This window comes from Pseudonocardia xishanensis (assembly GCF_039541715.1).
GTDB lineage: Bacteria > Actinomycetota > Actinomycetes > Mycobacteriales > Pseudonocardiaceae > Pseudonocardia > Pseudonocardia xishanensis.
This window is the reverse complement of the sequence record NZ_BAABGT010000032.1, coordinates 332,208-357,091: the sequence shown is the minus strand read 5'-3', so window position 1 is coordinate 357,091 and position 24,884 is coordinate 332,208. Positions and strand designations below refer to the sequence as shown.

The 24,884-nt window shown below is 71.0% G+C and carries 22 protein-coding genes; 15 read left to right on the top strand and 7 right to left on the bottom strand.

Annotation, left to right across the window (positions count from 1 at the left end):
- Nucleotides 1-8: 8 nt before the first annotated feature.
- The 3 genes from ABD993_RS14695 to ABD993_RS14685 form a co-directional block, all read right to left on the bottom strand.
- A complete protein-coding gene (locus ABD993_RS14695; protein WP_345417503.1) occupies nt 9-1,124 on the bottom strand; it encodes an NDMA-dependent alcohol dehydrogenase in 1,116 nt (371 codons plus the stop codon).
- A complete protein-coding gene (locus ABD993_RS14690; protein WP_345417500.1) occupies nt 1,121-2,629 on the bottom strand; it encodes a class I adenylate-forming enzyme family protein in 1,509 nt (502 codons plus the stop codon). Before ABD993_RS14690 ends, ABD993_RS14695 begins: the two co-directional genes overlap by 4 nt.
- 157 nt (nt 2,630-2,786) lie before the next feature.
- On the bottom strand, nt 2,787-3,467 hold the full coding sequence (locus ABD993_RS14685; RefSeq protein ID WP_345417497.1) for a TetR family transcriptional regulator: 681 nt from the start codon (nt 3,465-3,467) through the stop codon (nt 2,787-2,789).
- Nucleotides 3,468-3,548: 81 nt separating this feature from the next.
- Here ABD993_RS14685 and ABD993_RS14680 point away from each other — a divergent pair, with 81 nt between their 5' ends.
- From ABD993_RS14680 to ABD993_RS14625, 12 genes are all read left to right on the top strand, one after another.
- Nucleotides 3,549-4,301: an SDR family NAD(P)-dependent oxidoreductase gene (locus ABD993_RS14680; protein ID WP_345417494.1), complete on the top strand. Its 753-nt coding sequence runs from the start codon at nt 3,549-3,551 to the stop codon at nt 4,299-4,301.
- Nucleotides 4,302-4,440: 139 nt separating this feature from the next.
- Nucleotides 4,441-5,868: an aldehyde dehydrogenase family protein gene (locus tag ABD993_RS14675; RefSeq protein ID WP_345417491.1), complete on the top strand. Its 1,428-nt coding sequence runs from the start codon at nt 4,441-4,443 to the stop codon at nt 5,866-5,868.
- A 21-nt stretch (nt 5,869-5,889) separates the two neighbouring features.
- Nucleotides 5,890-7,092: an aromatic ring-hydroxylating oxygenase subunit alpha gene (locus ABD993_RS14670; protein ID WP_345417489.1), complete on the top strand. Its 1,203-nt coding sequence runs from the start codon at nt 5,890-5,892 to the stop codon at nt 7,090-7,092.
- Between the two features lie 2 nt (nt 7,093-7,094).
- The gene (locus ABD993_RS14665) at nt 7,095-7,532 is read left to right on the top strand and encodes a Zn-ribbon domain-containing OB-fold protein (protein ID WP_345417486.1); all 438 of its coding nucleotides are present in this window, start codon (nt 7,095-7,097) and stop codon (nt 7,530-7,532) included.
- Nucleotides 7,532-8,686: a thiolase C-terminal domain-containing protein gene (locus tag ABD993_RS14660; protein ID WP_345417483.1), complete on the top strand. Its 1,155-nt coding sequence runs from the start codon at nt 7,532-7,534 to the stop codon at nt 8,684-8,686. Before ABD993_RS14665 ends, ABD993_RS14660 begins: the two co-directional genes overlap by 1 nt.
- Before the next feature lie 9 nt (nt 8,687-8,695).
- Nucleotides 8,696-9,172, top strand: coding sequence for a cupin domain-containing protein (locus ABD993_RS14655; protein ID WP_345417480.1), 477 nt, complete (start codon nt 8,696-8,698; stop codon nt 9,170-9,172).
- Nucleotides 9,173-9,183: 11 nt separating this feature from the next.
- On the top strand, nt 9,184-10,509 hold the full coding sequence (locus tag ABD993_RS14650; protein ID WP_345417477.1) for an MFS transporter: 1,326 nt from the start codon (nt 9,184-9,186) through the stop codon (nt 10,507-10,509).
- On the top strand, nt 10,506-10,949 hold the full coding sequence (locus ABD993_RS14645) for a lipocalin-like domain-containing protein (protein ID WP_345417473.1): 444 nt from the start codon (nt 10,506-10,508) through the stop codon (nt 10,947-10,949). The genes ABD993_RS14650 and ABD993_RS14645 overlap by 4 nt, the downstream gene beginning before the upstream one ends.
- A gap of 41 nt (nt 10,950-10,990) precedes the next feature.
- Nucleotides 10,991-12,190: a cytochrome P450 gene (locus ABD993_RS14640; RefSeq protein ID WP_345417470.1), complete on the top strand. Its 1,200-nt coding sequence runs from the start codon at nt 10,991-10,993 to the stop codon at nt 12,188-12,190.
- A complete protein-coding gene (locus ABD993_RS14635; protein WP_345417467.1) occupies nt 12,187-12,972 on the top strand; it encodes an SDR family NAD(P)-dependent oxidoreductase in 786 nt (261 codons plus the stop codon). The genes ABD993_RS14640 and ABD993_RS14635 overlap by 4 nt, the downstream gene beginning before the upstream one ends.
- Nucleotides 12,969-13,925 carry an alpha/beta hydrolase gene (locus tag ABD993_RS14630; protein WP_345417464.1) on the top strand — a complete coding sequence of 319 codons (957 nt, stop codon included), beginning with the start codon at nt 12,969-12,971 and terminating at the stop codon, nt 13,923-13,925. Before ABD993_RS14635 ends, ABD993_RS14630 begins: the two co-directional genes overlap by 4 nt.
- Nucleotides 13,922-15,751, top strand: a complete 1,830-nt coding sequence (locus tag ABD993_RS14625) for a flavin-containing monooxygenase (RefSeq protein WP_345417461.1) — start codon at nt 13,922-13,924, stop codon at nt 15,749-15,751. The genes ABD993_RS14630 and ABD993_RS14625 overlap by 4 nt, the downstream gene beginning before the upstream one ends.
- Nucleotides 15,752-15,816: 65 nt before the next feature.
- On the opposite strand, the gene ABD993_RS14620 is transcribed toward ABD993_RS14625, so the two are convergent.
- The 4 genes from ABD993_RS14620 to ABD993_RS14605 form a co-directional block, all read right to left on the bottom strand.
- Nucleotides 15,817-18,066, bottom strand: a complete 2,250-nt coding sequence (locus ABD993_RS14620; protein WP_345417458.1) for a molybdopterin-dependent oxidoreductase — start codon at nt 18,064-18,066, stop codon at nt 15,817-15,819.
- A 77-nt stretch (nt 18,067-18,143) separates the two neighbouring features.
- Entirely contained in the window at nt 18,144-19,013 is an 870-nt protein-coding gene (locus tag ABD993_RS14615; RefSeq protein ID WP_345417455.1) for an alpha/beta fold hydrolase, read from the bottom strand.
- Nucleotides 19,014-19,326: 313 nt separating this feature from the next.
- A complete protein-coding gene (locus tag ABD993_RS14610) occupies nt 19,327-19,515 on the bottom strand; it encodes a hypothetical protein (RefSeq protein ID WP_345417452.1) in 189 nt (62 codons plus the stop codon).
- An 8-nt stretch (nt 19,516-19,523) separates the two neighbouring features.
- Nucleotides 19,524-19,790: a hypothetical protein gene (locus tag ABD993_RS14605; RefSeq protein WP_345417449.1), complete on the bottom strand. Its 267-nt coding sequence runs from the start codon at nt 19,788-19,790 to the stop codon at nt 19,524-19,526.
- Between the two features lie 391 nt (nt 19,791-20,181).
- Between ABD993_RS14605 and ABD993_RS14600 the strand changes: the two genes are divergently transcribed.
- The 3 genes from ABD993_RS14600 (at nt 20,182) to ABD993_RS14590 (ending at nt 24,879) form a co-directional block, all read left to right on the top strand.
- The gene (locus ABD993_RS14600; RefSeq protein ID WP_345417446.1) at nt 20,182-21,747 is read left to right on the top strand and encodes a class I adenylate-forming enzyme family protein; all 1,566 of its coding nucleotides are present in this window, start codon (nt 20,182-20,184) and stop codon (nt 21,745-21,747) included.
- A 30-nt stretch (nt 21,748-21,777) separates the two neighbouring features.
- Nucleotides 21,778-23,292, top strand: coding sequence for a phytoene desaturase family protein (locus tag ABD993_RS14595; protein ID WP_345417443.1), 1,515 nt, complete (start codon nt 21,778-21,780; stop codon nt 23,290-23,292).
- A gap of 63 nt (nt 23,293-23,355) precedes the next feature.
- Nucleotides 23,356-24,879: a phytoene desaturase family protein gene (locus tag ABD993_RS14590; RefSeq protein ID WP_345417440.1), complete on the top strand. Its 1,524-nt coding sequence runs from the start codon at nt 23,356-23,358 to the stop codon at nt 24,877-24,879.
- The last annotated feature ends 5 nt before the right edge of the window (nt 24,880-24,884 follow it).

Here is a 24,884-nt window from a genome sequence, read left to right as displayed (position 1 = left end):
TCGGTCGGTCAGCTCCCATGCACCACGACGCTGCGCAGGGTGCTGCCCTGGTACATCGCCGCGTAGCCGTCGTTGATCTCGTCGAGGGTGAAGGTGCGGGTGACGAGCTCGTCCAGCTTGAGGACGCCGGCACGGTAGAGGTCCAGCAGCGCGGGGACGGCCTCGGTGGGCGACCAACTGCCGTACAGGCAGCCCTGGATCCGCTTCTGGTACATCGGCAGCTGGACGAGGTCCAGCGGGACCTGTCCGGCGTCCCGACCGGGGACGGCCGTCGCGACGACGGTGCCGTTCTTGCGGACGGCGTCGAAGGCCTGCGCGATGTAGGAGCCCTTGAGCGTGCTGGTCGTGACGATCGCGACGTCCGCGCCCTGCCCGTTGGTCAGCGAGCGCGCGAGGTCGGTGGCCTCCTCGATGGTCTCCACGGCGTCCGTGGCGCCGAACTCGAGTGCGCTGCTGCGCCGGAACGGCAGCGGGTCGACGGCGACCACCCGGACGGCACCCGCGTGCGCCGCGCCCTGGACCGCGTTGATGCCGAGCCCGCCCGTGCCCATCACGATCACGACGTCTCCCGGCCGCACCCCGCCGGCGTTGACCGCGGATCCCCAGCCGGTGGGGACACCGCAGCCGACCAGCGCCGCCGTCGTCAGGGGGATGTCCTTCCCGATCGGGATGCAGCAGAGCTCGGGCACCACGCTGTACTCCGAGAACGTTCCGACGAAGGAGGCCTGCGCGACCGGTCTGCCGTCCTGGTGCATCCGGAAGGTGCCGTCCAGCATGGCGCCCCGCCCGATCAGCGCGCCGAGGTCGCACAGGTTCTGCATCCCGCCCGCGCACCAGCGACAGCGCCCGCAGCCGGGGAGGAAGGAGGTGACGACGTGGTCGCCGACCGCCAGGGTGGTGACGCCGGGGCCCACCGCCTCCACGACCCCCGCACCCTCGTGTCCGCCGCAGTAGGGCAGGACCTGGGTGCCGCTGTCACCGGTGGCGTGGTGCTCGTCGGAGTGGCAGAGCCCGCTCGCGGCGTAGCGCAGCAGGACCTCGTTCGCGCGGGGCTCGTCGACGTCGACCTCGACGACCTCCCATTTCCCTGGTACCTCCATGAGCAGCGCTGCACGGGACTTCACGACGCCTCCTGGGCGGATCTGGACGGGGTGTACAGACCGCGGATCTCGCGGCGGGCGATCTTGCCGCTCGCCATGCGCGGCAACGGCTCCGCGACGTGTACGACGTGGCGTGGGATCTTGTAACCCGCCAGCTGTGCCCGGCAGTGCTCGACGATCACATCCACGGGTGGGGCGGCGGCGCCGTACACGATCGCGGCCGGCGTCTCGCCGAACCGCGCGTCGGGAACAGGGACCACGCACACCTCCTCGACTCCGGGCAGCGTGGCGATCACGTTCTCGATCTCCGAAGGGGCGATGTTGTACCCGCCCGAGATGATGAGGTCCTTCAGTCGGTCGACCATTCGGATCAACCCGGACTCGTCCGCGACCCCCACGTCGCCGGTGTGGAACCAGCCGTCCCGCCAGGCCTCGGCGGTCGCCTCGGGGTTGCGCCAGTAGCCGGGGGTGATCGACGGCCCGCGGGCCACGATCTCGCCTTCCTCGCCCGGGGCACAGTCGCTCCCGTCCGGCCTCACGACCCGGTGCGGTGTGTGGATCGACCCGCGCCCGACGGCCTCCGGGTGGCGGACCGCCTCGTCGACCGGGTTCATGGACGACAGCCCGTGCAGTTCGGTCATGCCGTAGGACTGGCGGAGCACGACCCCCTTGTCCAGCCAGACCTGGAGGTTGTCCGGCGAGACCCGGGCACCCGCCACGGTCGCCAGCTGGATGCAGGACAGGTCGGCGTCGGCGAACTCGGGGAGCGCGGACATCTGCTCGAAGAGCAGCGGGACGCCGCACGCGACCTCGACCCGCTGCTCGGTGATCCGCGTGAGCATCGCCTTCGCGTCGAAGCCTCGCTCGTAGAACAGGGTCATCCCACGAGTGAGCGGGTGCAACACGTGCCAGGGCAGCCCGGGCATTCCGGACATTGAGAGGACGAAGATCATTCGACCGCCTGGTCGCATCACCGGCTCGGTGACGGCGAACTCGGTGACGAAGCTGACGAAGCTGCGATGGGAGATCGTGACGCCCTTGGGCTTCGAGGTGGTCCCGCTGGTGTAGACGATGATCGCCACGTCGTCCGGCTCGACGGCCGGGGGCGGCAGCGGGGTGCGGGGCGCGAGGCGCTGCGCGGCGAAGGACTCCATCGACAGCAGCTGGATCCGGTTCTCGCCGATCGCGGCGCTCATGCTCGCTGTGGAGGCCTCGTCGGCGACGACGGCGACCGGCTCGGCGTCGTCGATCTGCCTGCGGAACTCGGCGGCGGTGAATCGGTTGTTGAAGGGCACTGCGATCGCACCGAGCTTGAGCGCCCCGATGGCGGCGGCGATCCACTCGAGGCTGTTGGCGCCGACGAACCCGACGCGGTCACCGGCGCGGATCCCGAGATCGGCCAGTCGACGGGCGGTCGAGTCGGTCCATCCGTGCAGGGTGGCGTAGTCGACCTCGTCGACGCCGTCGAACACGATGGCGGGGCGGTCGGGGTTGTTGCGAGCCCACCAGCTGACGCCGTCTGTGATCATGCATATCTCCCGGTGGCGGTCAGGAGAGCGCGGCGACATCCGCAGGCGGTCGGGATCGACGGCGGCATTCGTCCGCACTCCTGTCTGCGTTGACAAGAATTCAAGGCGGCACGGAAAGGCACGAGAAAAGCAGTGAACTGCCGAACGAATCGATACCTTACGACGGTAGGTGAGAGGGTGTCAAGGGTCGGGCGCTGTCCCGGGCGGGCGCGACCGGGGCGATTCGGGTGTCCGCGACCCCGCGCAGGAACGTGCGGATCGACTCGGCCCACAGCTCCTCGGGCTCGAACCGGTTCGCCTCGACCGCGCGGGTGAGCGAGGGGTCCTCCGCCGGGTCGAGGTGCGGGAAGATCTCGCGCCGAGAGGCGGGGCGTTTCATGGCCTCGGTCAGCGCGGCGCCGAGGGTGAAGCGGTCCAGTCCGTCGAGTACCAGGACCTGCAGGTGCTCGGGCACACCGACCTCGGCGAGGAACGCGGCCCCCACCTCGTAGACCGGGCCGAACACCTCGCGGGGCATGAACTGCAGGAGGACGGGCGCGGCGTTCGCATGGCGCAGGATCGTCCGGCGGAAGTTCAGGCTCTGGGTGACGAAGTACTCGATCCACCGCTCCGGGTCTCGTCGGCGCGGGCGCGGGGTCTCCAGCACGATCGCGCGAGCGACCGCCTCGAGGATCGAGGCCTTGTCCGGGAAATGGTAGTAGAGCGAGGGCGCCTGCACGTTCATGTCCCGGGCCAGCCGCTTGAGGCTGAAGGCCTCCAGGCCTTCGGCATCGATGATCGCCAGAGCGGCGTCGACGATGGACGTCGGGCTCAGTAGTGGCTGGGCGGGGCGCGGCATGATCGCCAGTATGGCGCATTCTTTGAAGTAATTCCGCACCTATCGCCCTAAGGTACGGTCCGCTCGAGAGGGGTGAGGCACATGGGTGTGCTGGACGGCAGGGTCGCTCTGGTCACGGGTGGGGCCGCCGGCATCGGGCTCGCCTCGGCGCTCGCCCTCGCCGAGGCGGGCGCCGACGTGGTGATCGGTGACCTGAACGCGGAGGCGGGCGCGGAGGCGCGCGAGCGGATCGTCGGACTGGGGCGGCAGAGCCTGTTCATCGCCACCGATGCGACGGACGAGGAGCAGGTCGCCGAGCTGGTTGCGCGAACCGTCGCCGATCTGGGCGGGCTGGACCTGGCTCTGAACAACGTCGGCCGCGGCGAGCTGGGACGAACGGTCACGACCACCACCCTGGAGAGCTGGAACGCGATCCTCGGGCTGTCCCTGACCTCGACCTGGCTGGCGTGCAAGCACGAGATCCCGGCGATGGTCGAACGGGGTGGCGGTGCCATCGTCAACATGGCCTCGAGCGCCGGGGTCAGTCCGCAGGTCACCGCCTCGCCCGCCTACGCCGCAGCCAAGGCGGGTGTCGTCCACCTGACTCGGTACGCCGCACGCCAGTACGCGGACGTCGGCGTACGGGTCAACGCGGTCGCACCCGGCCTCACGCTGACCCGTCGGGTGGAGGCCTGGTTCGACGCCGACGCGATCGCTGAGGAGGTCGCCGACAGCCAGTTCGTGGCGCGGGCGGCGCTGCCCGCAGAGGTCGCGGCGGCCGTCGTGTACCTGTGCTCACCTGCGGCGGCCATGGTCACCGGGCACACCCTGCCCGTGTCCGGCGGGGTCCGCTGAAGAGCCGGTTGACACCTCTCTACCTACACTCGTAAGGTAAAAATCGTCGCCCGGTTCGGGTGGCCGTCCGCGCGGCGATCTGCCCTCGCGGTCCCTTCCTTCCACCGGACCGACTGCCCGACGAGGGGGAGTGCGCATCGTGGTTCTCGATCTGTACGTCGACGGGGCATGGATCCCGTCGGTCACCACCGACCTGATCGAGGTGCTGAACCCGGCGACGGGGGAGCGCATCGCGCAGGTCCCGGCCGGTGCCGCCGCCGATGTCGATCGTGCCGTCGAGGCGGCCGCCCGCGCCCGGGAGGGGTGGGCGGCGACCGATCCCGGCGAGCGCGCGAAGCTCGTGTCCCGATTGGCGGACGAGCTCGAGCGTCGCCAGGACGAGCTGACCGACCTCGTGGTCGCGGAGGTCGGTACACCGCGCCGGACCGCGCGCTGGGCCCAGGTCGGACTCGGCATCCTCGACCTCCGGGAGGCTGCGGCGGCCGCCGCGGACTTCCCGTGGGAGGAACCGTTGCGCAACTCGGTGATCGTGCGCGAGCCCGTCGGCGTCGTCGGTGCGATCACGCCCTGGAACTATCCCCTCCACCAGATCACCGCCAAGATCGGTGCCGCGTTCGCCGCGGGGTGCACCGTCGTCGTCAAGGCCAGCGAGGTCGCCCCGCTCACCGCGAACCTGCTGGCCGAGGCCGTGCACGCCGTCGGTGTGCCCGCCGGGGTGTTCAACCTCGTCCACGGCCACGGGTGGACGGTCGGCGAGGCGCTGGCGGCACACCCCGACGTCGACATGGTCAGCTTCACCGGGTCCAACGCCGTCGGCAAGCGGATCATCGAGCTCTCCGCGGGCACGGTGAAGCGGGTGTCGCTGGAGCTCGGCGGCAAGAGCGCCGCGGTGCTGCTGGCGGACCTCACGGACGAGGAGTTCGCCAAGGCGGTGCCGCACACCGTACGTGCCTGCTACATGAACGGCGGCCAGTCCTGTAACGCGCAGACCCGGATGCTCGTGCCGCGCGAGCGGCTCGGCGCCGCCGAGGAGCTGGCGAAGCGGGCGGCCGAGTCCTACACCCTCGGGGACCCGACCGCGGACGGCACCAGGCTCGGTCCGATGGTCACCGAAGCGCAGCGCGACAAGGTCCTCGGCTACGTCCGCACCGGTCTGAGCGAAGGTGCCCGCCTGGTCACCGGCTCGACCGAGGCGTGGGACGGGCCAGGTTACTTCGTGGCTCCCACCGTGCTGTCGGACGTCTCCCCGGAGGCGACCGTGGCACAGGAGGAGATCTTCGGACCGGTCCTGTCGATCATCCCGTTCGACACCGAGGACGAGGCCGTCGCCATCGCGAACGGCACGATCTTCGGGATCGCGGGTGCTGTCTGGTCCACCGACGCCGCCCACGCGGAGGCCGTCGCCCGACGCATCCGGGCCACCCAGATCGAGATCAACGGCGGCGGCTTCAACGGCGCCGCGCCGTTCGGCGGGTTCAAGCAGTCCGGGCACGGCCGCGAGGGCGGCGCGTTCGGGCTGGAGGAGTTCGTCGAGATCAAGAGCATGCAGTTCCGCCCCGCGTCCTGAACCGACAGAGGACCCACCACCATGGCCGACCCCGGGCTCTACCCGCCCTTCCCCTACGACGCGGAGACCGCGACGGGCTTCGCCCGCACGATGTTCGACCACCTGGACAACGGCACGACCGACATGGCGCCCGAGGTACTGGAGATCGATCCCCGCGTCTACCGCGATCCCGAGCTCGCTGCCCGCGAGCGCGCCGAGCTGTTCGGCTACGTCCCGATCGTCGCCGCGCACGGCACCGAGCTGCCGAAGCCGAACGACTACCTGACGGTGCAGCTGCCCAACAACGAGGTCGTCCTGGTGCGCCAGCGGGACGGGCTGGTCCGCGGCTTCGTCAACACCTGCCGCCACCGCGGCGCCCGGCTCGTCAACGAGGACTCGGGCAACCGTCGGTTCTTCTCCTGCCGCTACCACGGCTGGTCCTACGGCGGGGACGGCAGCCTGCGCGCCATCGCGGACGAGCCGACGTTCGGCGCGATGGACAAGTCCTGCCTCGGGCTCAAGGAGGTCCCGGTCGAGGAGCGGCACGGGTTCGTCTGGGCGGTGGACTCCGCCGCCCCCGACCGCAAGATCGACGTCGGCGAGTGGCTCGGTCCGGACTTCGACGCCTCGCTGGGCGCGATGGAGATGGACCGCTACCACTGCCACCGGGTCGGCGACTTCGACCTGGAGATCAACTGGAAGGTCCTGATGGACGCCTTCCTGGACGGCTACCACATCGCCTACGCCCACACCGGCACCGTTGCGCCCTATTTCCACAACAACGCCCAGACCTGGCAGCCGATGGGCCGCCACGGGCGGATGGTCTCCGCACGCAAGAGCATCGACACGATCCGCGGGCAGGACCCGGCCACCGTGGACGTGAACCGCCACATCACGGTCGCGCACTTCCTCATGCCGAACATGACCGTGTTGCGGCAGCCGGACCACCTCGAGGTGCTCAACTTCGTGCCCGCGCCACACACCGCGGTCGGCACCCGGATGCAGATGCGGATCCTGACCCGCGAGCCCGCCACCACCGACGAGCTGACGGCCCGCTGGGAGAAGAACTGGAACATCCTCCAGGCGGTCCTGCAGGACGAGGACATCGTGGTCAACGAGGGACTGCAGAAGGCGGTGTCGAACGCCGATCTCGGGCCGCTCTACCTCGGCCGCAACGAGATCGCGAACCAGCACTTCCACCGCTGGATGGCCGCCGCGCTCGCCGACCCCCGGCACTGGGGCTGACCATGGGCTACTCCTTCCACGACCACCGTATCCCCGGAGGGATCGGCGCCGACGACGGCTTCTGGGAGTCCCTCGAGGACGGGGAGTTCCGGCTGGCGCGCTGCGCGGACTGCGAACGCTGGATGTGGCCCGCGCACCACCGCTGTCCGACCTGTGGGAGCTGGGAACAGCGCTGGGAGCACACGGCGATGGCAGGCCGGGTGTTCTCGTGGACCCGCGTGCACGCCGGGGTCGACCAGGCCCGAGAGGGTGCTCCCGAGCTGCCCTACGTCGTGGTCGTCGCCGAGCTGCCCGCCGCGGCGGGAGCCCGGGTCCTCGGGAAGCTGGCCGGGCCGGACGTCGACGTCCGGATCGGCGCGCCGTTGACCGGGCACATCGACCCGCCGTCGGTGCGGTCGCGCGGGTACGCGGCCGTGCGGTGGACGCTGGGGGAGCACTGATGCTGAGGGGGACCACGGCGGTCGTCGGACTCGGCGACACGCCCTTCCACAAGCGCGGGACCAGCGGTGAGCCCGCGCTCAAGCTGGCGCTGCGGGCCATCGTGGCCGCGGCCGAGGACGCCGGGATCGACCCGGCGGACATCGACGGGTTCGTGTCCTACGGCGCCGAACGCGCCGAGGGGCAGCGGATGATGGCCGCGCTGGGCACCAAGGAGCTGCGCTTCGGCGCGCTGGCCTGGACCCACGGCGGCGGGATCCCGGGCGCTCTCGGGCTCGCCGCCACGGCGATCGTCACCGGCCAGGCCGAGGTCGTCGCTGTGTACCGGGCCATGTCGGAGTACCGGGGCAGCCGCGGGAACGTCGACGTCGGGCAGGGGGACACCCCGGCCCAGCAGCTGGTCAACGGCATCGAGGTGCCCGTGCAGATGTGCGCCCTGCGGTCCATGCGGTTGATCGAGGCCGAAGGCGTGCCGGCACGGACCCTGCGAGACATGGCGTTGGTGTCGTACCACCACGCCGCCAACAACCCGCGGGCCGTGGGACGCGGCGGCCTGGACGTGGAGACCTACGACGCCTCCCGTTGGATCTCCGAGCCCTACCGGCTCTACGACTGCTCCCGGGAGAACGACGCGGGCTCCGCGGTGATCATGGTGTCCGCGGAGCGTGCGAAGGACCTCCGTCAGGCTCCCGCCTACCTCCTCGGTGCCCCGATGGGCGCGGCGGGGAGCTGGGGGATGCGGGAGGAGGCCGCGGACCCCTACTGGTCCGCAGGCTTCCAGGGCGTGGCGGACCGGCTCTGGCGGGAGACCGGCTACGGCCCGGGGGACGTCGACGTCGCCCAGATCTACGAGAACATGACGGGGATGGGCGTGTCCGCGCTGATCGAGCACGGGTTCTGCACCCTCGAGGGCGCGGGCGAGTTCGTCACCTTCGACAACCTCGTGGCGCCCACGGGGACGCTGCCGGTGAACACCTCCGGCGGCAACCTGGCCGAGGGCTTCGTGCACGGCATGAGCCTGGTCGGCGAGGCGGTGCGCCAGATCCGGGGCACCTCGAGCAACCAGGTGCCGGACGCGACCCTGTCGCTCATGACCGGCGGCCCCGGAGATCCGGTCGTCTCCACCGCCCTGCTCGCCGGATCGGCGGCCCTCTAGATGCGTCGCGTGGTCACGACCGAAGGCCACGACGGCCGCTCCTACATCCTCTCCGACGGCGCGGCCGCCACCGCCGAGGTCGGGACCATGGACCTGGACCTGTTGTGGCGCAACGACGCCGTGCCCGCTCTCCCGGCGGACACGGAGGTTCCGACCGAGGTCTCCTTCCCGCCGCCCGGCGGGGTCTGGGTCATCACCTGGACCATCCCGGCGGGCACCACCGGGGAGGACCCGGACGACATCGTGGCGAGCACCGGGGAGCGTCCCGGGTTCCACTCGACGGAGTCCGTCGACGTGAACGTGGTGCTCTCCGGTGAGGTCGTGCTGGAGCTCGACGAGGGCGAGGTCACCCTGCGCGCGGGGGACCTCGTCGTCGTCAACGGCAGTAGACACGCCTGGCAGAACAGGTCGTCGGAGCCCGTGCGGGTGCTCTCGACGATCGTCGGGGGCACCCGCACACCCTCTTCCCTCACTGACGAGTCCTGAGAGGACCCATCATGTCCGCTGTACGCACCGCGGGATCCCGGGCGGTCGTGTTGACCTGCCTCGCGGTCACGATCATCGACGGCATCGACCTCCTGATGTTCGGCGCCGTGCTGCCCGTGCTGATCCAGAACGGCGAGTGGGGCATCACCGCCGTGACCGCCGGCGTCGTCGGCAGCCTGTCCCTGTTCGGCATGATGATCGGCGCGACGGTGGCGGGGTACCTCACCGACATCGTCGGCAGGCGGCCGATCGTGCTGGGCTGCGTCGCGCTGTTCTCGCTCTTCACCGGGGTCTGCGCGATCGCGACGAGCCTGGAGATGTTCGCGATCTTCCGCTTCCTGGCCGGACTCGGCTTCGGCGGCGCGCTGCCCACGGTCATCGCGCTGACCATGGAGTACGTCAAGATCGAGCGTCGGCAGTTCGCCAACGGCCTGATCCAGACCGGCTTCCCGATCGGCGGCGCGATCATCTCCGTCGTGGCGATCTTCGTCATCCCCGCCCTCGGGTGGCACGTGCTGTTCGCGGCCGCCGCTGCCATCGGGGCCGTCCTGTTCTTCGTGGCCTACCGCAACCTCCCGGAGTCGATGGCCTTCCTGGTGGCCCGCGGCCGGGTGGACGAGGCGCGCGCGTTGGCCGAGCGGTACGACGTCGGCGAGGGCGCGGAGTCCTCGCTCGCGCTCAAGCAGGCGGACGCCGGGCCGGTCGAGAAGCGCTCCGCCTTCCGCATCATGTTCGTGCCCGGCCTCCGCGTCGCGGTGGTCCTCTTCCCGGTGATCAGCTTCTTCGGGCTGCTCGTGTCCTACGGCATGAACACCTGGATCCCGCAGATCCTGCGCTCCACCGGCTACGACCTGGGCTCGGCGCTGTCGTTCCTGCTGGCGTTCAACATCGGCAGCGCCATCGGCATGGTCGTGCTGACCGGTCTCGCCGACCGGTTCGGCTCACGGCGCGTCATCTCCACCGGCTTCGTCCTGGGCGCACTCGCGGTGGCCACCCTGACCCTGGGCCCCGCGCAGGCCCTCGTCTTCACGCTGGTGCTGGTCATCGGGTTCTGCGCCTCCTCGCAGACCGCGGTCTACGGGTTCGCCGGCGTGTACTTCCCGGCTGCCGCGCGCGGCACGGTGCTCGGGCTCTGCACGGGGCTGGGCCGCCTCGGCGGCGTCGTCGGGCCGATCATGGTCGGCCTGATCATGTCGACCTCCGTCGGTGCGACCGGTGTGTTCTGGGCGTTCTGCGCGGTCGGCGTGACGGCCGCGGTGCTCGTCTCCCTCATGCCGCGGACCGGGCTGTCGGACAAGCGGACCGTCGCGACGGACCCCCAGGTGGCCACCGCGTGAAGCCCGACGACCTCTACGGCACCTGGGAGCTCGTCTCCTTCGTCCGGCTGGTCGAGGACGAGGTCATCGGGGACGTTCTCGGCCCCGAACCCGTCGGCCGGATCGGGTACCAGCCGGACGGCCGGGTCACCGCCCTACTCATGCAACGTGACCGGCCATGGCCGGCCGACGGCGACTTCCTGCAGGCCGACGACCCCACCCGCGGCGCCGCCGCGCTCGGCTTCGTCGGCTACGGCGGAACCTTCTCCGTTAGCGGGGACGTCGTCACCCACCGACTCGACATTTCGCTCTACCCGGAGCACCCCGGGACCGACCTCGTGCGCATCGCCCGACGGGAGGGCGAGCGACTCGTCCTGCGCACCGAGGAGCGCCGGACCCGCTCCGGACGCGCCCTCTACGACGAACTGACCTGGCGCCGGTGGAGCGCCGACCCCCGCTGACGCACGACTCCGCACTCACCGTCGAACGGAGTACCACCACCATGCCCACGCAGACCGCTGACGTCCCCTCCGAGCTCGTCGTCGACTTCGACATCACCGACCCGGCGCTCGCCGTACCCCACGAGATGTTGTCCGCACTGCAGGAGAAGACCCCTGTGGCCTGGTCCCCGCTGCACGGCGGGCACTGGATCCTGACCCGCTACGCCGACTGTTACGACGCCTGCCGCGACTGGGAGACCTTCTCGGTCGCCAACGCCCAGGTCCCGCGGATCACCACCGAGCCGTCGATCCCCAACGAGATCGACCCGCCCGCGCACAAGTCCTACCGGGAGATCCTCAACCCCCTGTTCAGCCCGCGCCGGATGAAGGCGCTGGAGGAGCAGATCCGGCGGGTGGCGGTCGAGCTGATCGACGCGTTCGCCGCCCGTGGCACGTGTGACTTCGTGACGGAGTTCGCGCAGCCGATCACCGCGGGCACCTTCGTCGCGCTCATGGGGTGGCCCGCTGAGCACGCTGCGATGTTCGACCGCTGGACCACCGACCTTCTCGTCGGCAAGCCGGGCGGTACCCCGGAGGAGGACGCGGCGGTGCGGGGTGCGGCGAACGATGCCGTCTTCGGCTACTTCGGGGACATGATCGCCCGCCGGGACGACCCCCGCGCCGACGACGTGATGAAGCTGCTCTTCGCCGCCCGCTACGAGGGCGAGCGCCCGCTCACGGACGACGAGCTGCGCAAGATGCTGTGGCTGCTCATGGTCGGTGGGCTGCACACCGTCCGCGGGGTGCTGTCCTTCGGCATGCTGCACCTGATCAAGGACCCGGCGCAGCGGGCGGCGTTGACCGCCGACCCGAGCCTGTCGACCGCGGCTGCGGAGGAGCTGCTGCGGATCGACTCGCCCGTGGCGCTGGGGCGGCTGGTGGCGAAGCGGACCGAGCTGCGCGGGGTCACGCTCGAACCGGGCGACCGGGTGCTGCTGATGTCCTCGGCGGCGGGGCGGGACGGCGAGGTCTTCGACGAGCCGCACGCGCTGCGGCTGGACCGGTCGGTGAACCGGCACCTGGCCTTCGGCGCGGGCGTGCACCGCTGCGTCGGCTCGCACCTGGCCCGCATCGAGATCCGGGTGGCCCTCGAGGAGATCCACCGCCGGATGCCCGACTACGCGCTCGACGGCGACCCGGTCTTCCACCACAGCCAGGTCCGCGGCCTCGAACACCTCCCGCTGCGGTTCACGCCCGCATGAGGATCGACTTCACGGGCCGGTACGCGCTGGTCACCGGAGCGGCGTCCGGCATCGGCCGTGCGACGGCCCGGTGGCTGGCCGACGCCGGCATCACCGGTCTGGTCCTCGTGGACACCGACGCGGACGGCCTCTCCGCCGTCGAGCTCGCGTGCGAGGTGCGGCGGGTGGTCGGGGACGTCGGCGATCCGGAGCTGTGGGAGCGGATCGAGGCCGAGACCCCGCGTCTGGATCACGCTGTGCTCAACGCCGGGGTGCCGCCCTCGGGGGTCCCCGTCGCCGACATGTCCGCGGAGCAGTGGCGCCGGGTCCTGGGCACCAACCTGGACGGCGTGTTCTACGGCCTGCGCTGCGCGCTGCGGCTGCTCCGTGGTGCGGGCGGCAGCATCGTCCTGACCTCGTCCGTCGCCGGCATCAGGCCGATGGAGTCGACCGCGGACTACGGCACCGCGAAGGCGGGCCTGGGGCACCTGGCGAAGGTCGCGGCGTTGGAGAACGCCGCGGCGGACATCCGCGTCAACGTCGTCGTCCCGGGCAGTGTGGACACCGGCATCTGGGACGCCCAGGAGGTGTTCCGCCAGGCGGTGGCGGACAGCGGCGAGGACCGTGCCGCGGTCGTGGCCCGGGTCGGCGCGCTCAACACCCCGCGCGGCCGGTGGGCCCGGCCGGAGGAGATGGCGGACTGCATCGGGTTCCTGCTGTCGGACCTGGCCGCCAACGTCACCGGCGCCCACCTGGTCAGCGACGGAGGCATCTCCCTGGTCAGCGCCCGGAGCCGCTGGTGACGGCGGCCGAGGTGGACCCGGAGCTGCGGCCGCTGCTGGAGCGCATGCCCACCCGCCCGCTCGGCGCCGCCACGCTCGAGTCCGACCGGGCGGCGATGCGGGGGGTCTGGGCCGCCGCCGGTCCGCCGCCCGAGGACGGGGTGACCCGCAGCGAGCGCACGGTGCCGGGCACCGACGTGCGCGTGGTGATCTTCGCTCCGCGGGAGCGCGCCGACGGGGCGGTGCCCGCGCTGCTGTTCGTCCACGGCGGCGGTTTCGTCGGCGGCACAGCGGACAACGGTGCGCCCCTCAACCGGCGGATCGTCGCCGAGCTGGGCGTCGTCGTGGTGTCCGTCGACTACCGGCTCGCACCCGAGCACCGCTACCCGGCGCAGGTCGAGGACTGTTACGCGGCCCTGCGCTGGCTCCACGACGGTGCGGACGACCTCGGCGTCGACCCGGGACGGATCGGCGTCGAGGGCATGAGCGCGGGCGGGGCGCTGGCGGCGGCCCTCGCGTTGCTGGTGCGCGACCGGGGTGAGCTCTCGCTCGCCCTGCAGTCGCTGATCTACCCGATGCTCGACGACCGCCCCGCCGCGACGGTGCCGGACGGGGTCACCGGCACGATCGCCTGGTTCCGGGAGAGCAACGCGTTCGGCTGGGCGTCGCTGCTGGGCGAGGACGCCGTGGGCGGGCCGGACGTGTCGCCGTACGCGGCTCCGGCCCGCGCCACCGACCTGTCCGGGCTGCCGCCCACCTACATCGGCGCCGCGGGACTCGACCTGCTCGTCCACCAGAACCTCGACTACGCGAAGCGGCTGATCGCGGCGGGCGTCCCGACGCAGGTCGAGGTCTACCCGCGGGCCTTCCACGGCTTCGACGTGGGCACGGCGCGCATCGCCGACGACTTCAAGCGGAGCCGCCTCGCCGTGCTGCGGCGCGGGCTCCGCCCGACCGAAGGAGAGTGCTCGTGACGACCTGTGGACCCTCGTCCACCCCGACCGACTTCGACCTCCCCGCGATGCGGGAGCGCTACGCCGCCGAGCGCGACAGGCGGCTGCGCTCGGACGGCTCCGCGCAGTACGTCCACACCGGACCCGGGGAGCGGAGCGAGTCGTGGGAGGCGGACCCGCACACCCCACCGGTCGAGCGGGACCCGCTGGTCAGCGACGTCGAGGTCGTGGTGATCGGTGGCGGGTTCGCCGGTCTGCTCGCCGGGGCGCACCTGAAGAAGGCCGGCGTCGAGGACGTGCGGATCCTGGAGATGGGCGGCGACTTCGGCGGGGTCTGGTACTGGAACCGGTACCCCGGGATCCAGTGCGACAACGAGGCGTACTGCTACATCCCGCTGCTCGAAGAGCTGGACTACATGCCGTCCAAGCGGTTCCCGGACGGTGTCGAGATCCACCAGCACTGCCGCAACATCGGCAAGCACTTCGGCCTGTACGACGGCGCCCTGTTCGGCACGATGATCCGCGCCCTGGTGTGGGACGAGGCGACCCGGCGCTGGACCGTCACCACGAACCACGACGACGAGCTCCACGCCCGCTACGTCGTGATGGCGACCGGGCCCTGGAGCAAACCGAAGCTGCCCGGGATCCCGGGCCTCGACGGCTTCGCAGGCCACACCTTCCACTCGGCGCGCTGGGACTACGCCTACACCGGCGGCAGCGCCTCGGACACGGTGCTGGACAAGCTGGCGGACAAGCGCGTCGCGGTCGTCGGGACCGGGGCCACGGCGATCCAGATCGTGCCGTACCTCGGCCGGTACGCCGAGCACGTGCACGTCTTCCAGCGCACACCGTCCGCTGTGGACGCCCGGCGCAACCCGCCGACCGACCCCGAGTGGGCGGCCTCGCTCCGACCCGGGTGGCAGAAGGAGCGGCAGGCCGCGTTCCACGCGTTCGCGTCGGAGCCCTTCCCGACCCGGCCCGCGTCGGAGGACGTCGCCTGCGACTTCTTCACCGAGGTGGGCCGCAACGTCTCCGCCCGCATCGCAGGCCGGTCGCTGTCGCCGACCGAGCTCGCGGCGATCCGCGAGGAGGAGGACTACGGCGTCATGGAGCGCGTCCGCCGCCGGGTCGACGAGATCGTGGCGGACCCCGAGACGGCCGAGGCGCTCAAGCCCTACTACCGCTACCTGTGCAAGCGACCGTGTTCCAGCAACGACTACCTGGAGACCTTCAACCGGCCGAACGTGACCCTGGTCGACGTCTCGGGCACCAAGGGCGTCGAGCGGATGACCGAGCGAGGCCTGGTGGCGGGTGGACGCGAGTACGAGGTCGACTGCGTGATCTTCGCCAGCGGCTTCGAGATCTCCGCCCAGGACACTCGGCTGGCCTCGGGGATCGAGGCGATCGACGGCCGCGGCGGACTCTCGCTCTACGACCACTGGCGAGACGGTTTCCAGACGTTGCACGGCATGACGAGCCACGGCTTCCCCGGCCTGTTCTTCATGGGGAACACCCAGGGCGGCGGCAACGCCAGCGTGACGGCGAACTACGTGCAGCAGGGTGAGCACATCGCCTACCTCATCGCCGAGGCCACCGCGCGGGGCGCCGCGACGGTGGAGCCGACGAAGGAGGCGCAGGACGAGTGGGTCCGGACGATCCACGCCCTCGCCGCCCCGAAGACCTTCCTCGAACAGTGCACCCCGGGCTACTACAACAACGAGGGCGGCGGCAACGGCGGCATCCGCGCCGCCACCGGCGAACGTTACGGAGGCGGCTTCTACGCCTTCGACCGCCTCCTGCGGGACTGGCGGGCCGAGGGTGACCTGGCGGGCGTGACCCTGCTCTGAGCGCCCTGCTCTGATCGCGGGGAGCCGCCGTCGTCCGCGAGGCACGGCGGCGGCTCCCCGCGGTGTCAGGCTGGGGTGAGACGGACGGGGATGGCGTTCATCTGGACCGTGCCGGACAGCGGGTCCAGGACGGTGCCGTCCGTGAGGGTGTTGCTGTTCACGCCCGGCTTCTGCGCCGCCACCCGCAGCCGCGCGTGCGGGTCGTCGTGGCCGAAGCCGTGGCCCAGTGACACCACGCCCGCGGCGACCTCGTCCGTCACCTTCACCGGGACCCGGATCTCTCCGGTAGCCGAGCGGAGTACGGCGTGGTCGCCGTCCACCACTTCGTAGGTCTGCGCGTCGGCGGGGGAGACGTGCAGGGCCGAGCGGTCCTTGCCCTTGGCCAGCGGCGTGACGTTGTGCAGCCACGAGTTCTTGGAGCGCAGGTCTCGACGACCGATCAGCAGCAGCGTGCCGGGCTCGGACCGTGGCACCTCGACGCGCGCGAGCGCGTCGAGGATCATCGGTGGGGCGAGCTCGACCGTGTCCGAGGGCGTGCGGATCACCTCGTCCAGCCGCGGCTCCAGAGGGCCGAGGTCGATCCCGTGCGGGAACTCCAGCAGCCGCGACAACGTCAGCCCGCCGGGGCGGCGGCCGAACAGGTCGCCGTAGGGGCCGGAGCGGATGCGCAGGTCCAGCAGGCGACGCGGTCCCCGGCCCGAGACCCCGGCGGTGACCTCCGCCGGCTCCGCGCCCAGGTTCCTCGCGATCGAGCGGCGCAGTGCGGCGGCGAGCTCGTCGTCGATCTCGTCCGGAGTCTCGCGGGAGCCCTCGAAGATCGCGATGAGCCGCAGGAGGATCTCCCACTCGGACAGCATCCCGTCCGGGACGGGGCGCGCGGGTGTCGAGAAGCGGGCGTGGTTGCGCTGGGCGAACTGGTAGAGCACGAGGTCGAAGTGGTCCCGGGTCAGCGAGCCCGGCGGCGGCAGGATCACATCGGCGTACCGGGTGGTCTCGTTCAGGTACGGATCCACACAGACCACGGCCTCGACCTCGGCCAGCGCCCGCTGCATCCGCGCGGAGTCCGGCATCGAGCGCGCGAGGTTGCCGCCGTAGATCACCAGGCCGCGGACCCGACCCGGCCCGGGGGTCAGGATCTCCTCCGCCAGCGCGGCGACCGGGAACTCCCCGATCACCTCGGGATGGCCGCTGACCCGGGTCCGGTACCGCCCGACGGCGAAGGGTCGGGCCTGCTTCGTCGCCTTGCGAGTGGTCGGCGAGCCGGTCACGGGGCGGGTGAACAGCAGCCCGCCCGGCCGGTCGAGGTGTCCACACAGGATGTTGACGGCCTGCAGGGCCCAGCAGGTCAGCGTGCCGTGGCGGTTCAGAGTGGTGCCGAGCCTGCCGTACACGGCCGCTCTGTCCGCTGCCGCGAGCGCCCGGGCCAGCCGGAGGATGGCCTCCTGCTCGATGCCGCAGGCCTCCGCCGCGACGGCGGGCGGGTACGGGGCGACGGCGACGCGCAGCTCGTCCAGCCCGCTCAGCTTTCCCTGCGCGGCACGCGGGCGGACCAGGTCTTCGGCGAACAGCACGTGGAGGATGCCGAGGAAGAGGAACAGGTCGGTGCCCGGCCGGACCTGAAGGTGCTCGTCGGCGACGGCGGCTGTCGCCGTGCGTGCCGGGTCGACGACGACGAGGCGCCCACCGCGGGCCTTGAGCGCCTTGAGCTTCCCGCGGTAGTCGGGGGAGGCGCCGACGCTGCCGTTGGACACCAGCGGGTTCCCGCCGACGATCACGAGCAGCTCGGTGGTGTCGAGGTCCGGCACCGGGATGCTGCTGGGCTCGCCGAAGAGCAGGGCCGCGGTGACGTTCTGCGGCAGTTGGTCCATGGTGGCGGGCGAGTAGTTCTGGATGGTGCCCAGCGACCGTGCGAGCCTGCCCGCGAGCAGCGTGAACGCGACGTTGTGGCCGGTCGGGTTGCCGGTGTAGGCCGCCACCCCGTTGCGGTCCTCGGCGAGGATCGGCGCCAGCAGGCGCTCGACCTCCGCGAACGCCTCGTCCCAGGTCGTCTCGACCAGCGCCCCGTCGCGCCGGACGAGCGGACGGGTCAGCCGGTCCGGGTCGTCGTCCACGGCGCCCAGCGACGCACCCTTGGGGCAGAGGAAGCCCTTGCTGTACACGTCGTCCTCGTCGCCGCGCACGGAGACCACCCGGTCGTCCGCGTCCAGGGTCACCGACAGTCCGCACATCGCCTCGCACAGCGGGCACCCACGGGCGACGGTGCGCAGCGGCAGAGCATCGGTGGTGGTGGGTCGGGTGGCGGCGTCACTCGTCATCAGGCCTCCTCGCCTCTACCTAATGACAGTAGGTGAGTGCTCGTGGGTGGTCAACCGAGGCCGGCCCGCTCCGGCGGTCACCCGGCGAGCTGTACGGGGCCCTCGAGGAACTCCTGGAGGTGCTCGCCGAACACGTCGTTGTCGTCTCCGGCGACCATGTGGCCCGCGCCCTCGACGTCGACGAGTCGGGCGGACGGGACGAGGCTCAGGAGCTCCTGCGCGCCGGCCGTGCTGACGACGCGGGACTGCCTGCCGCGCACCAGCAGGGTCGGCACGGTCAGTCCGCGAGCCGCCGCTCGCGCCCGGCGGGCGTTCTGCTCTTGGACATCGGGGTCGGTCTGGCGCTGTTCGAGCAGGCGGGGGTCCCAGTGCCAGTACCAGCGGCCGTCTCGACGGCGCAGGTTCTTCTGCAGCCCCTCGGGGCGGGGCGGGCGGGTGCGCAACGGGTTGTACGCGGCCACGGCAGCTGCTGCCTCGTCCAGTGTGTCGAAGCCGCCGACGCCCGAGCGCATGAACTCGGTGATCTCCGCGGTGCCGGCCCGCTCGGTGGTCGGTGTGACGTCGACCAGGACCAGTCCGCGGGCCAGGTCCGGCTCGACGGCCAGGGCGAGCAGTGACGTCATGCCGCCCAGCGACGCCCCGACCAACACCGGTGGATCATCCAGGGTGGAGAGTGCACCGCGCAGGTCGGCTACGTGCGCGTCCAGCGTGTAGTCGCCGTCCTCGGCCCAGTCGCTGTCGCCGTGTCCGCGCAGGTCGTAGGCGATGGCCGTCCAGCCCTCGGCGGCCAGCCTGCTCCCGGTGTGTCGCCAGGAGTGTCGGGTCTGCCCGCCGCCGTGGAGCAACACCACGCTGCCGCGGCGGGGGCGCGACGGCGGGGCCCAGCGATCGGCGGCGAGTCTTCCGGCGGCGCCGGGCATCGTCAGCGGGTGGCGGCCTGGCTCCATGGCGTTCTCCTCAGCTCGGTGGCTCGGCGACGCGCCCGAGTACACGGCGGGCACCTCGGCCTCGGCTCATCGGGCGCGAGCTGTGCCTGCTCGTCGTCGCCCGCCTGTCTCCGAATCGCAGCGCACTTCCCTCGCGATCTCGGGACTGCCTCTTGAATCTATCGACAGTAGGTTTCCCTGTCCAGGCGGACCGGGGTAGCTGGTGGTCCTCGCGACGTTTCGGGGCACCCTCCTCCGGGGTGATCACATAGACGCTGCACGGCTACAGCTCGTCGGCGACGGGCGGGCAGCGGATTCGGGTGCTGCAGTCGACTCAGCGGGTCAGGGCCGTCAAGGGCTCGGCCAGGGCGCGCCACTGATCCTCGGGCACGCCCCGCTTGTCCACCTGCAGGGCCTGGACGGCGACGTGGTCGGCGCCCGCGTCGAGGTGCTCCGCGACCAGGTCGAACGCGCCGTCCCACGAGATGGGCTCGTAGTGGTCGGACCCGTCGCGGCGCACCATCGGCTCGGTCAGCCTGCCTGCCGCTCCAGCCAGTACTCGGTCTGCCGCTCGAGCGCGGAGATCGGGTGCGCGGCGAAGAACTCCGCCCCGACGGTCTCGCGCTGCCCCACCCACGACACCGCCTTGGCGCCGTTCTCGCAGAACTCGGCGGTGTGCCGGTGGTCCTGCGGGTCCGGCCAGGCGCACGACTTGCAGTCGAACCCGTCGACCTGGTTGAGCGTCAGCAGGTTGCGCGCGCTCTTGACCACGCCCATCTGCTTCAGCGCCGGGGTCATCGACACCTTGACGGCCTTTCGCCCCGCTGCGTGACGAGCCGGCCTCCGCACGGCCAGGCGCGCCTCCTCCGCATCGGCGGGAGCGGCGACAGAGCGGTGTTCGACGGACACGAGTACCTCGAAATTCACGTGATGGAAGGGCCTCGGCAGGTGAGCGTACTCGTGGTCGGCAGGTCACAGACCTGCCTCCTTCACCTGTTCGGGGAGTCACGCATGACCACTTGCCAGTTGTGGAGTTGAACCATAAGACGCCCGGAGCGGCATCGTCCTTCATCGTTCGGCCCGCTGGGACTTGTCACTCTAGTGATAATTCACTAGAGTGGTCGTAGATCACATCAACGAAGGCACGTGATCGACAGAGGCAGGGCATGCCCTCGACGAGGAGGTCGACGTGCTGGTCAGCGATCTCGCAAGACGAAACGCCGAGTACTACGCAGACAGGGACGCCGTGGTCGTCCCAGGTGTGCGGACCGAGACGTGGGCGAGCCTCCACGCCCGGACCGAGCGATGGGCGAGCGCGATGGCGCGCCTGGGTCTCGGCGCGGGGGACCGGGTGGCGATGCTCTCCGAGAACTGTGCGGAGTTCGTCGAGTTCTTCTTCGGTTGTGCCCGCAGCGGTGTGGCCGGTGCTCCGCTCAACCTGCGGCACTCCGCCCACGAGCAGATCGAGTACGTGAACTACGTGGAGCCGGTGGCTCTTCTCGTGCACGCGCACCAGGCGGAGGCCGCCGCGCAGTGGTTGGAGAAGACGCCGTCGGTCCGCCACGTCGTCGGGTTCGGCGGTCCGCACTCCTTCGAGCTGGACCTCGAGACGATCCTGGCCGCGGAGGAGGGGACCCCGCCCGCCCCGCTGCCGCGCTCGGACGCGCCGTACATGCTGTGTCCCACCTCGGGCACGACCGGGCGGCTCAAGGCGGCGGTGCTCACCCAGGACAATGCGATGTCGGCGATCTTCGCCTGGGCGGCGGAGTACCCGGTCCTGGAGTGGGACACGAACCTCCAGTGCATCCCGCAGTACCTCAACGCGGGCGGGCCCGCACACGTCTCTCCGGTGTTCCTGAAGGGCGGCCGAACCGTCGTGTTGCCGGGCTTCGACCCGGACTCCTTCGTGCGCGCCGTGGCCGACTACCGGGTGACCCACACGGTGGCCGTCCCGACCATGGTCAACGCCGTCCTGGCGCATCCGAGGATCGGCGATCTGGACACCTCCAGCCTGCGCGCGATCGTGCTCGGCGGCGCACCGGTCACCCGCGAGCTCGTGCTGGCGGCTCGCGCGTCGCTGGGGGACTGCCTCTACCCGACCCTGGGCATGGCCGAGACCTTCTCGTGCGGGTTGGTGCTCAGCCCCCAGAACCAGCATCCGGACGGCACCCCGGACCAGGTGCGGCAGCTCGGCTCGCTCGGCCGCCCGCACTGCCACCTCGACGCCCGGTTGGTCGACGCCGAGGGCGTGGACGTCCCCCGGGACGGCACCACCCCGGGGGAGCTGTGGTTCCGCGGCGGGTCCGTCTCTGCGGGCTACTACGCGATGCCCGAGGAGACCGCGGCGTCCCGCGCGGGGGACTGGTTGCGCACCGGGGACGTGGCGGTCGTCGACGCGGACGGGTTCGTCACCGTCGTCGACCGGTTGAAGGACATCATCATCACCGGGGGCCTGAACGTCGCGACCGGCGAGGTCGAGGCCGCGCTCGCCAGCCATCCGGGAGTGGCGGAGAGCGCGGTGATCGGCCGGGCGGACGAACGGTGGGGTGAGGCGGTGCACGCCGTCGTCGTGCGGGCCGCGGGATCCACGGTGACCGAGTCGGAGCTGCTGGAGCACGTCGCGGACAGGCTCGCCCGATACAAGCAGCCGCGTTCGTTCGCGTTCGTCGAGGCGCTGCCGCGCAACTCCACGGGGAAGGTGCTCAAGCGGGTGCTCAGGGCGGAGCTGGCGGAGTCCGAGCCCGCGTCCGCCTGAGCCTCGCAGTCGAAGGAAGGGAAGTCCTGCATGTCGCACGACACGATCATCGTCGGAGGCGGCATCGGTGGCCTGATCACCGGTGCACTGCTGGCCGCGAAGGACCGCCGCTCGGTCCTGGTGCTGGAGAAGGAGAACGCGGTCGGGGGTCGCGTGATGTCCTTCGGCGGGCACCACGGCAGCCCGTCGGCCGAGGAGTACCGGAACACGCTGCGGGGCGCGGCGAACGTCCGGATCGTGCACACGGAGCCGGGTCTCGACGAGATCGTCGACGACCACAAGATCTTCGACCGGTTCATCCTGGACCCCGGGTGGCACACGGTCGGCGCCACCAACAGGAACCGGTTCTCGCTGTTGGCCAAGGCGTTGGGCAAGTCGATCCCGGTGGCGCCGCAGATCGGCTTCTACTTCGACTCCGGTGCGGGTTTCGTCGACCTCAAGGACGTCAGCGCCACCTGGCCCGAGGCGTCGCGTCGCGAGCATCGCCGCGTGGCCGCGGAGCGGGTGGCGATCTCGCCCGCGGAGTCGGCCCGGTACGACCACATCGACCTGCTGTCCTACGTCAACATGGTCACCGAGGACCAGCTGGTCCGGGACTACTACCTCTGGCTCGGCCGGTTCGTGCTGGCGCTCAACGACCCGACCGAGGGCTCCGCAGGGGAGTTCATCCGGACCAACAACATGCCGGTCGCGGCGGGAATGCACCTGTCGCACGGCGGCGGCAACGGCGAGGTCTGCCGCGGGTTCAAGACCATCGCCGACGTCTTCGCGGAGATCATCCGGGAGAACGGGGGCGAGATCCGCACGGGCGCCGCGGTGCGCCAGGTGCTGCTGGACCGGAACCGAGCGACCGGGGTGGAGGTCGAGGGGCCCGCCGGTCCGGAGCGGATCGACGCCGAGACGGTGATCGTCAACCTGCCGATGGACGCCGTCGGCAAGGTCGTCCCGATCGAGTCGTTCCCCGCCGAGCTGCGTGAGCGGATCGGCAAGCTGTACTCGGCCGTGGGCATGACCGGCTTCATCGGGGTGAAGGAGCTCATCGAGCCGGACCGGCCGACCGGGGTGTTCCTCGTCGACCCGCTGCCCCAGCACATCCCGCTCAAGGGCGGGGACGCCTGGCTGGCGTTCGAACAGACCACCGCGTTGGACCCGACCCGACGCGTGGGCGCTGCGGAAGGCCACTACCTGCAGACCTGGACGGTGCTGCACGCGAAGGGCGAGGCGACCGACGACGACCTGCTCCGCCGGATCTCCGACGCCCACCTGGAGTTCTTCCGGAGTCGCTACCCGGGCTGGGACGACAACGTGGAGTGGGCGATCTTCACGCAGGCCGACCGCATCTACGGGGCCGCGCCCGCCCCGGGCATCGGCGGCGACCGGCGCCCGCCGGTGCAGCATCCGCTCGTGTCCAACCTGTTCTTCACCGGCGACACGGTGACCCAGACCGACGTGGGGACGAACGGCGCCGCGCACGGCGCCATCCTGTGCGCCAACGCGGTGGCTGGACGCGACTTCCTGCCGCTGCTCCCCGACTATCTGCGCTGACCGCTACCCTCCCTAGTGAGTTATCACTAGGGTGGTTCGAAGCGGCGGCACGAAGGAGTTCCGATGGCGCAAGAGAAGTTCGATGTCCTGGTGGCGGGTGCGGGCCTCGGTGGCCTCAGCGCGGCGGCCTTGCTGGCCAAGGACGAGGGCAAGCGGGTGCTGGTCGTGGAGCGCGAGAGCGGTACCGGCGGCCGGATCCACCACTACAAGGGCGACGAGATCACCACCGTGGAGGACTACCTCGGTCCGCTGCGTGCGTCGCGGGGTCGGCTGGGACACTCCATCCCGGACATCGAGACGATCGTCGACGACAAGCTCCTCGCCGGCTACGCGTTCGAGCTGGGCATGCACGACATCGTCAACGGCGCCCACTCCCGGATGGCGCACGTGCTGGAGCACCTCGGTGTGCCCGTGGAGATCGTGCCCCTCAAGGCCTGCGGCTTCTGGCACGACGGGGTGCTGCACGAGCTCAAGCGGGGCAGCTTCCCGTGGTTCGACGAGCAGGACCACCTCGAGATGAAGCAGATCCTCGGCGAGATGCTGCGGATGCCCATCGAGGACGTGCGCGAGGCGAACCGGATCTCGCTGCTCGACTTCGTGTCCCCGCGCACCCAGAACGAGACCGTCCTGGAGTTCTTCGACATCCTCGGCGCGTTCACGGTGGGGATGAACTCGGCACGCGAGCTGTCGGCGGGCGAGTTCATCCTCGCCACCCGGATGCCGATGAACGCCGGCCTGCACTTCGCGGACGGCACCCTCGGCCAGATGGGCGGGGAGAGCTTCATGCAGATGGCATACAACCTCGCTGACGTCATCCGGGAGCACGGCGGGGACGTCCGCACCGGACAGACGGTGCAGACCGTGCTGGTCGAGGACGGGGTCGCGAAGGGCCTGCGGGTCACCGATGCCTCGGGCGAGACCCGGGACCTGCTGGCGGACACCGTGATCCTCAACGTGCCCGCGGTCCTCGCGGTCGAGCGGCTCATCCCGCACGAGGCCCTGCCCGCCGAGTTCGTGGAGCACGTGCGCGGGCTGAAGTCCGGTGGCGCGTTCGTCCCGATCTACGGCTTGAGCAAGTCCGTGATCGACCTGCCGGGCATGCTGTTCACCAAGGTCCCGGTCGACGACCCGGCGCTGCCGGACGGGGTGATGCTCGGCTACGAGGCGCACTCTCTGTTCGTCGAGGGCAAGGCCCCGACCGGCAAGGAGATCATCGAATGCTGGATCGGGCTCTCGACCGAGGAGCTCGGACAGCTCGAGCGGGACGGCAAGCTCCCGATGCTCGCGGAGACCATCACCGACTTCATGAAGGCGAGCCACCCCGGCTTCGCCGAGGCCTTGGAGTGGGCGCTGTTCCCGGCGATCGACGGGGTCACCTCGGTGCAGCCCACGCCGGAGCAGGCGTGGGACGGCATGCTCGACCCGAAGTGCCCCGGGATCGAGGGGCTGTACTTCGTCGGCGACTCGGTGAAGAACTACGGGCAGTTCATGGACGGCGTCGCCTACACCGCGCTGTTGACCACCGACGCCGTGACCGGGAAGAACTACCTGGAGCAGGTCCTGCCCCCGTATCAGCGAGAACTCTGAGCACC

Bases quoted from the DNA above. Each gene is read 5' to 3' on its own strand.
- ABD993_RS14590 (WP_345417440.1), top strand. From the start codon at position 23,356: ATGGCGCAAGAGAAGTTCGATGTCCTGGTGGCGGGTGCGGGCCTCGGT.
- ABD993_RS14595 (WP_345417443.1), top strand. From the start codon at position 21,778: ATGTCGCACGACACGATCATCGTCGGAGGCGGCATCGGTGGCCTGATC.
- ABD993_RS14665 (WP_345417486.1), top strand. From the start codon at position 7,095: ATGGGCTACTCCTTCCACGACCACCGTATCCCCGGAGGGATCGGCGCC.
- ABD993_RS14615 (WP_345417455.1), bottom strand. From the start codon at position 19,013: ATGGAGCCAGGCCGCCACCCGCTGACGATGCCCGGCGCCGCCGGAAGA.
- ABD993_RS14670 (WP_345417489.1), top strand. From the start codon at position 5,890: ATGGCCGACCCCGGGCTCTACCCGCCCTTCCCCTACGACGCGGAGACC.
- ABD993_RS14660 (WP_345417483.1), top strand. From the start codon at position 7,532: ATGCTGAGGGGGACCACGGCGGTCGTCGGACTCGGCGACACGCCCTTC.
- ABD993_RS14685 (WP_345417497.1), bottom strand. From the start codon at position 3,467: ATGCCGCGCCCCGCCCAGCCACTACTGAGCCCGACGTCCATCGTCGAC.
- ABD993_RS14690 (WP_345417500.1), bottom strand. From the start codon at position 2,629: ATGATCACAGACGGCGTCAGCTGGTGGGCTCGCAACAACCCCGACCGC.
- ABD993_RS14620 (WP_345417458.1), bottom strand. From the start codon at position 18,066: ATGACGAGTGACGCCGCCACCCGACCCACCACCACCGATGCTCTGCCG.
- ABD993_RS14640 (WP_345417470.1), top strand. From the start codon at position 10,991: ATGCCCACGCAGACCGCTGACGTCCCCTCCGAGCTCGTCGTCGACTTC.
- ABD993_RS14680 (WP_345417494.1), top strand. From the start codon at position 3,549: ATGGGTGTGCTGGACGGCAGGGTCGCTCTGGTCACGGGTGGGGCCGCC.
- ABD993_RS14635 (WP_345417467.1), top strand. From the start codon at position 12,187: ATGAGGATCGACTTCACGGGCCGGTACGCGCTGGTCACCGGAGCGGCG.
- ABD993_RS14610 (WP_345417452.1), bottom strand. From the start codon at position 19,515: ATGGTGCGCCGCGACGGGTCCGACCACTACGAGCCCATCTCGTGGGAC.
- ABD993_RS14605 (WP_345417449.1), bottom strand. From the start codon at position 19,790: ATGACCCCGGCGCTGAAGCAGATGGGCGTGGTCAAGAGCGCGCGCAAC.
- ABD993_RS14650 (WP_345417477.1), top strand. From the start codon at position 9,184: ATGTCCGCTGTACGCACCGCGGGATCCCGGGCGGTCGTGTTGACCTGC.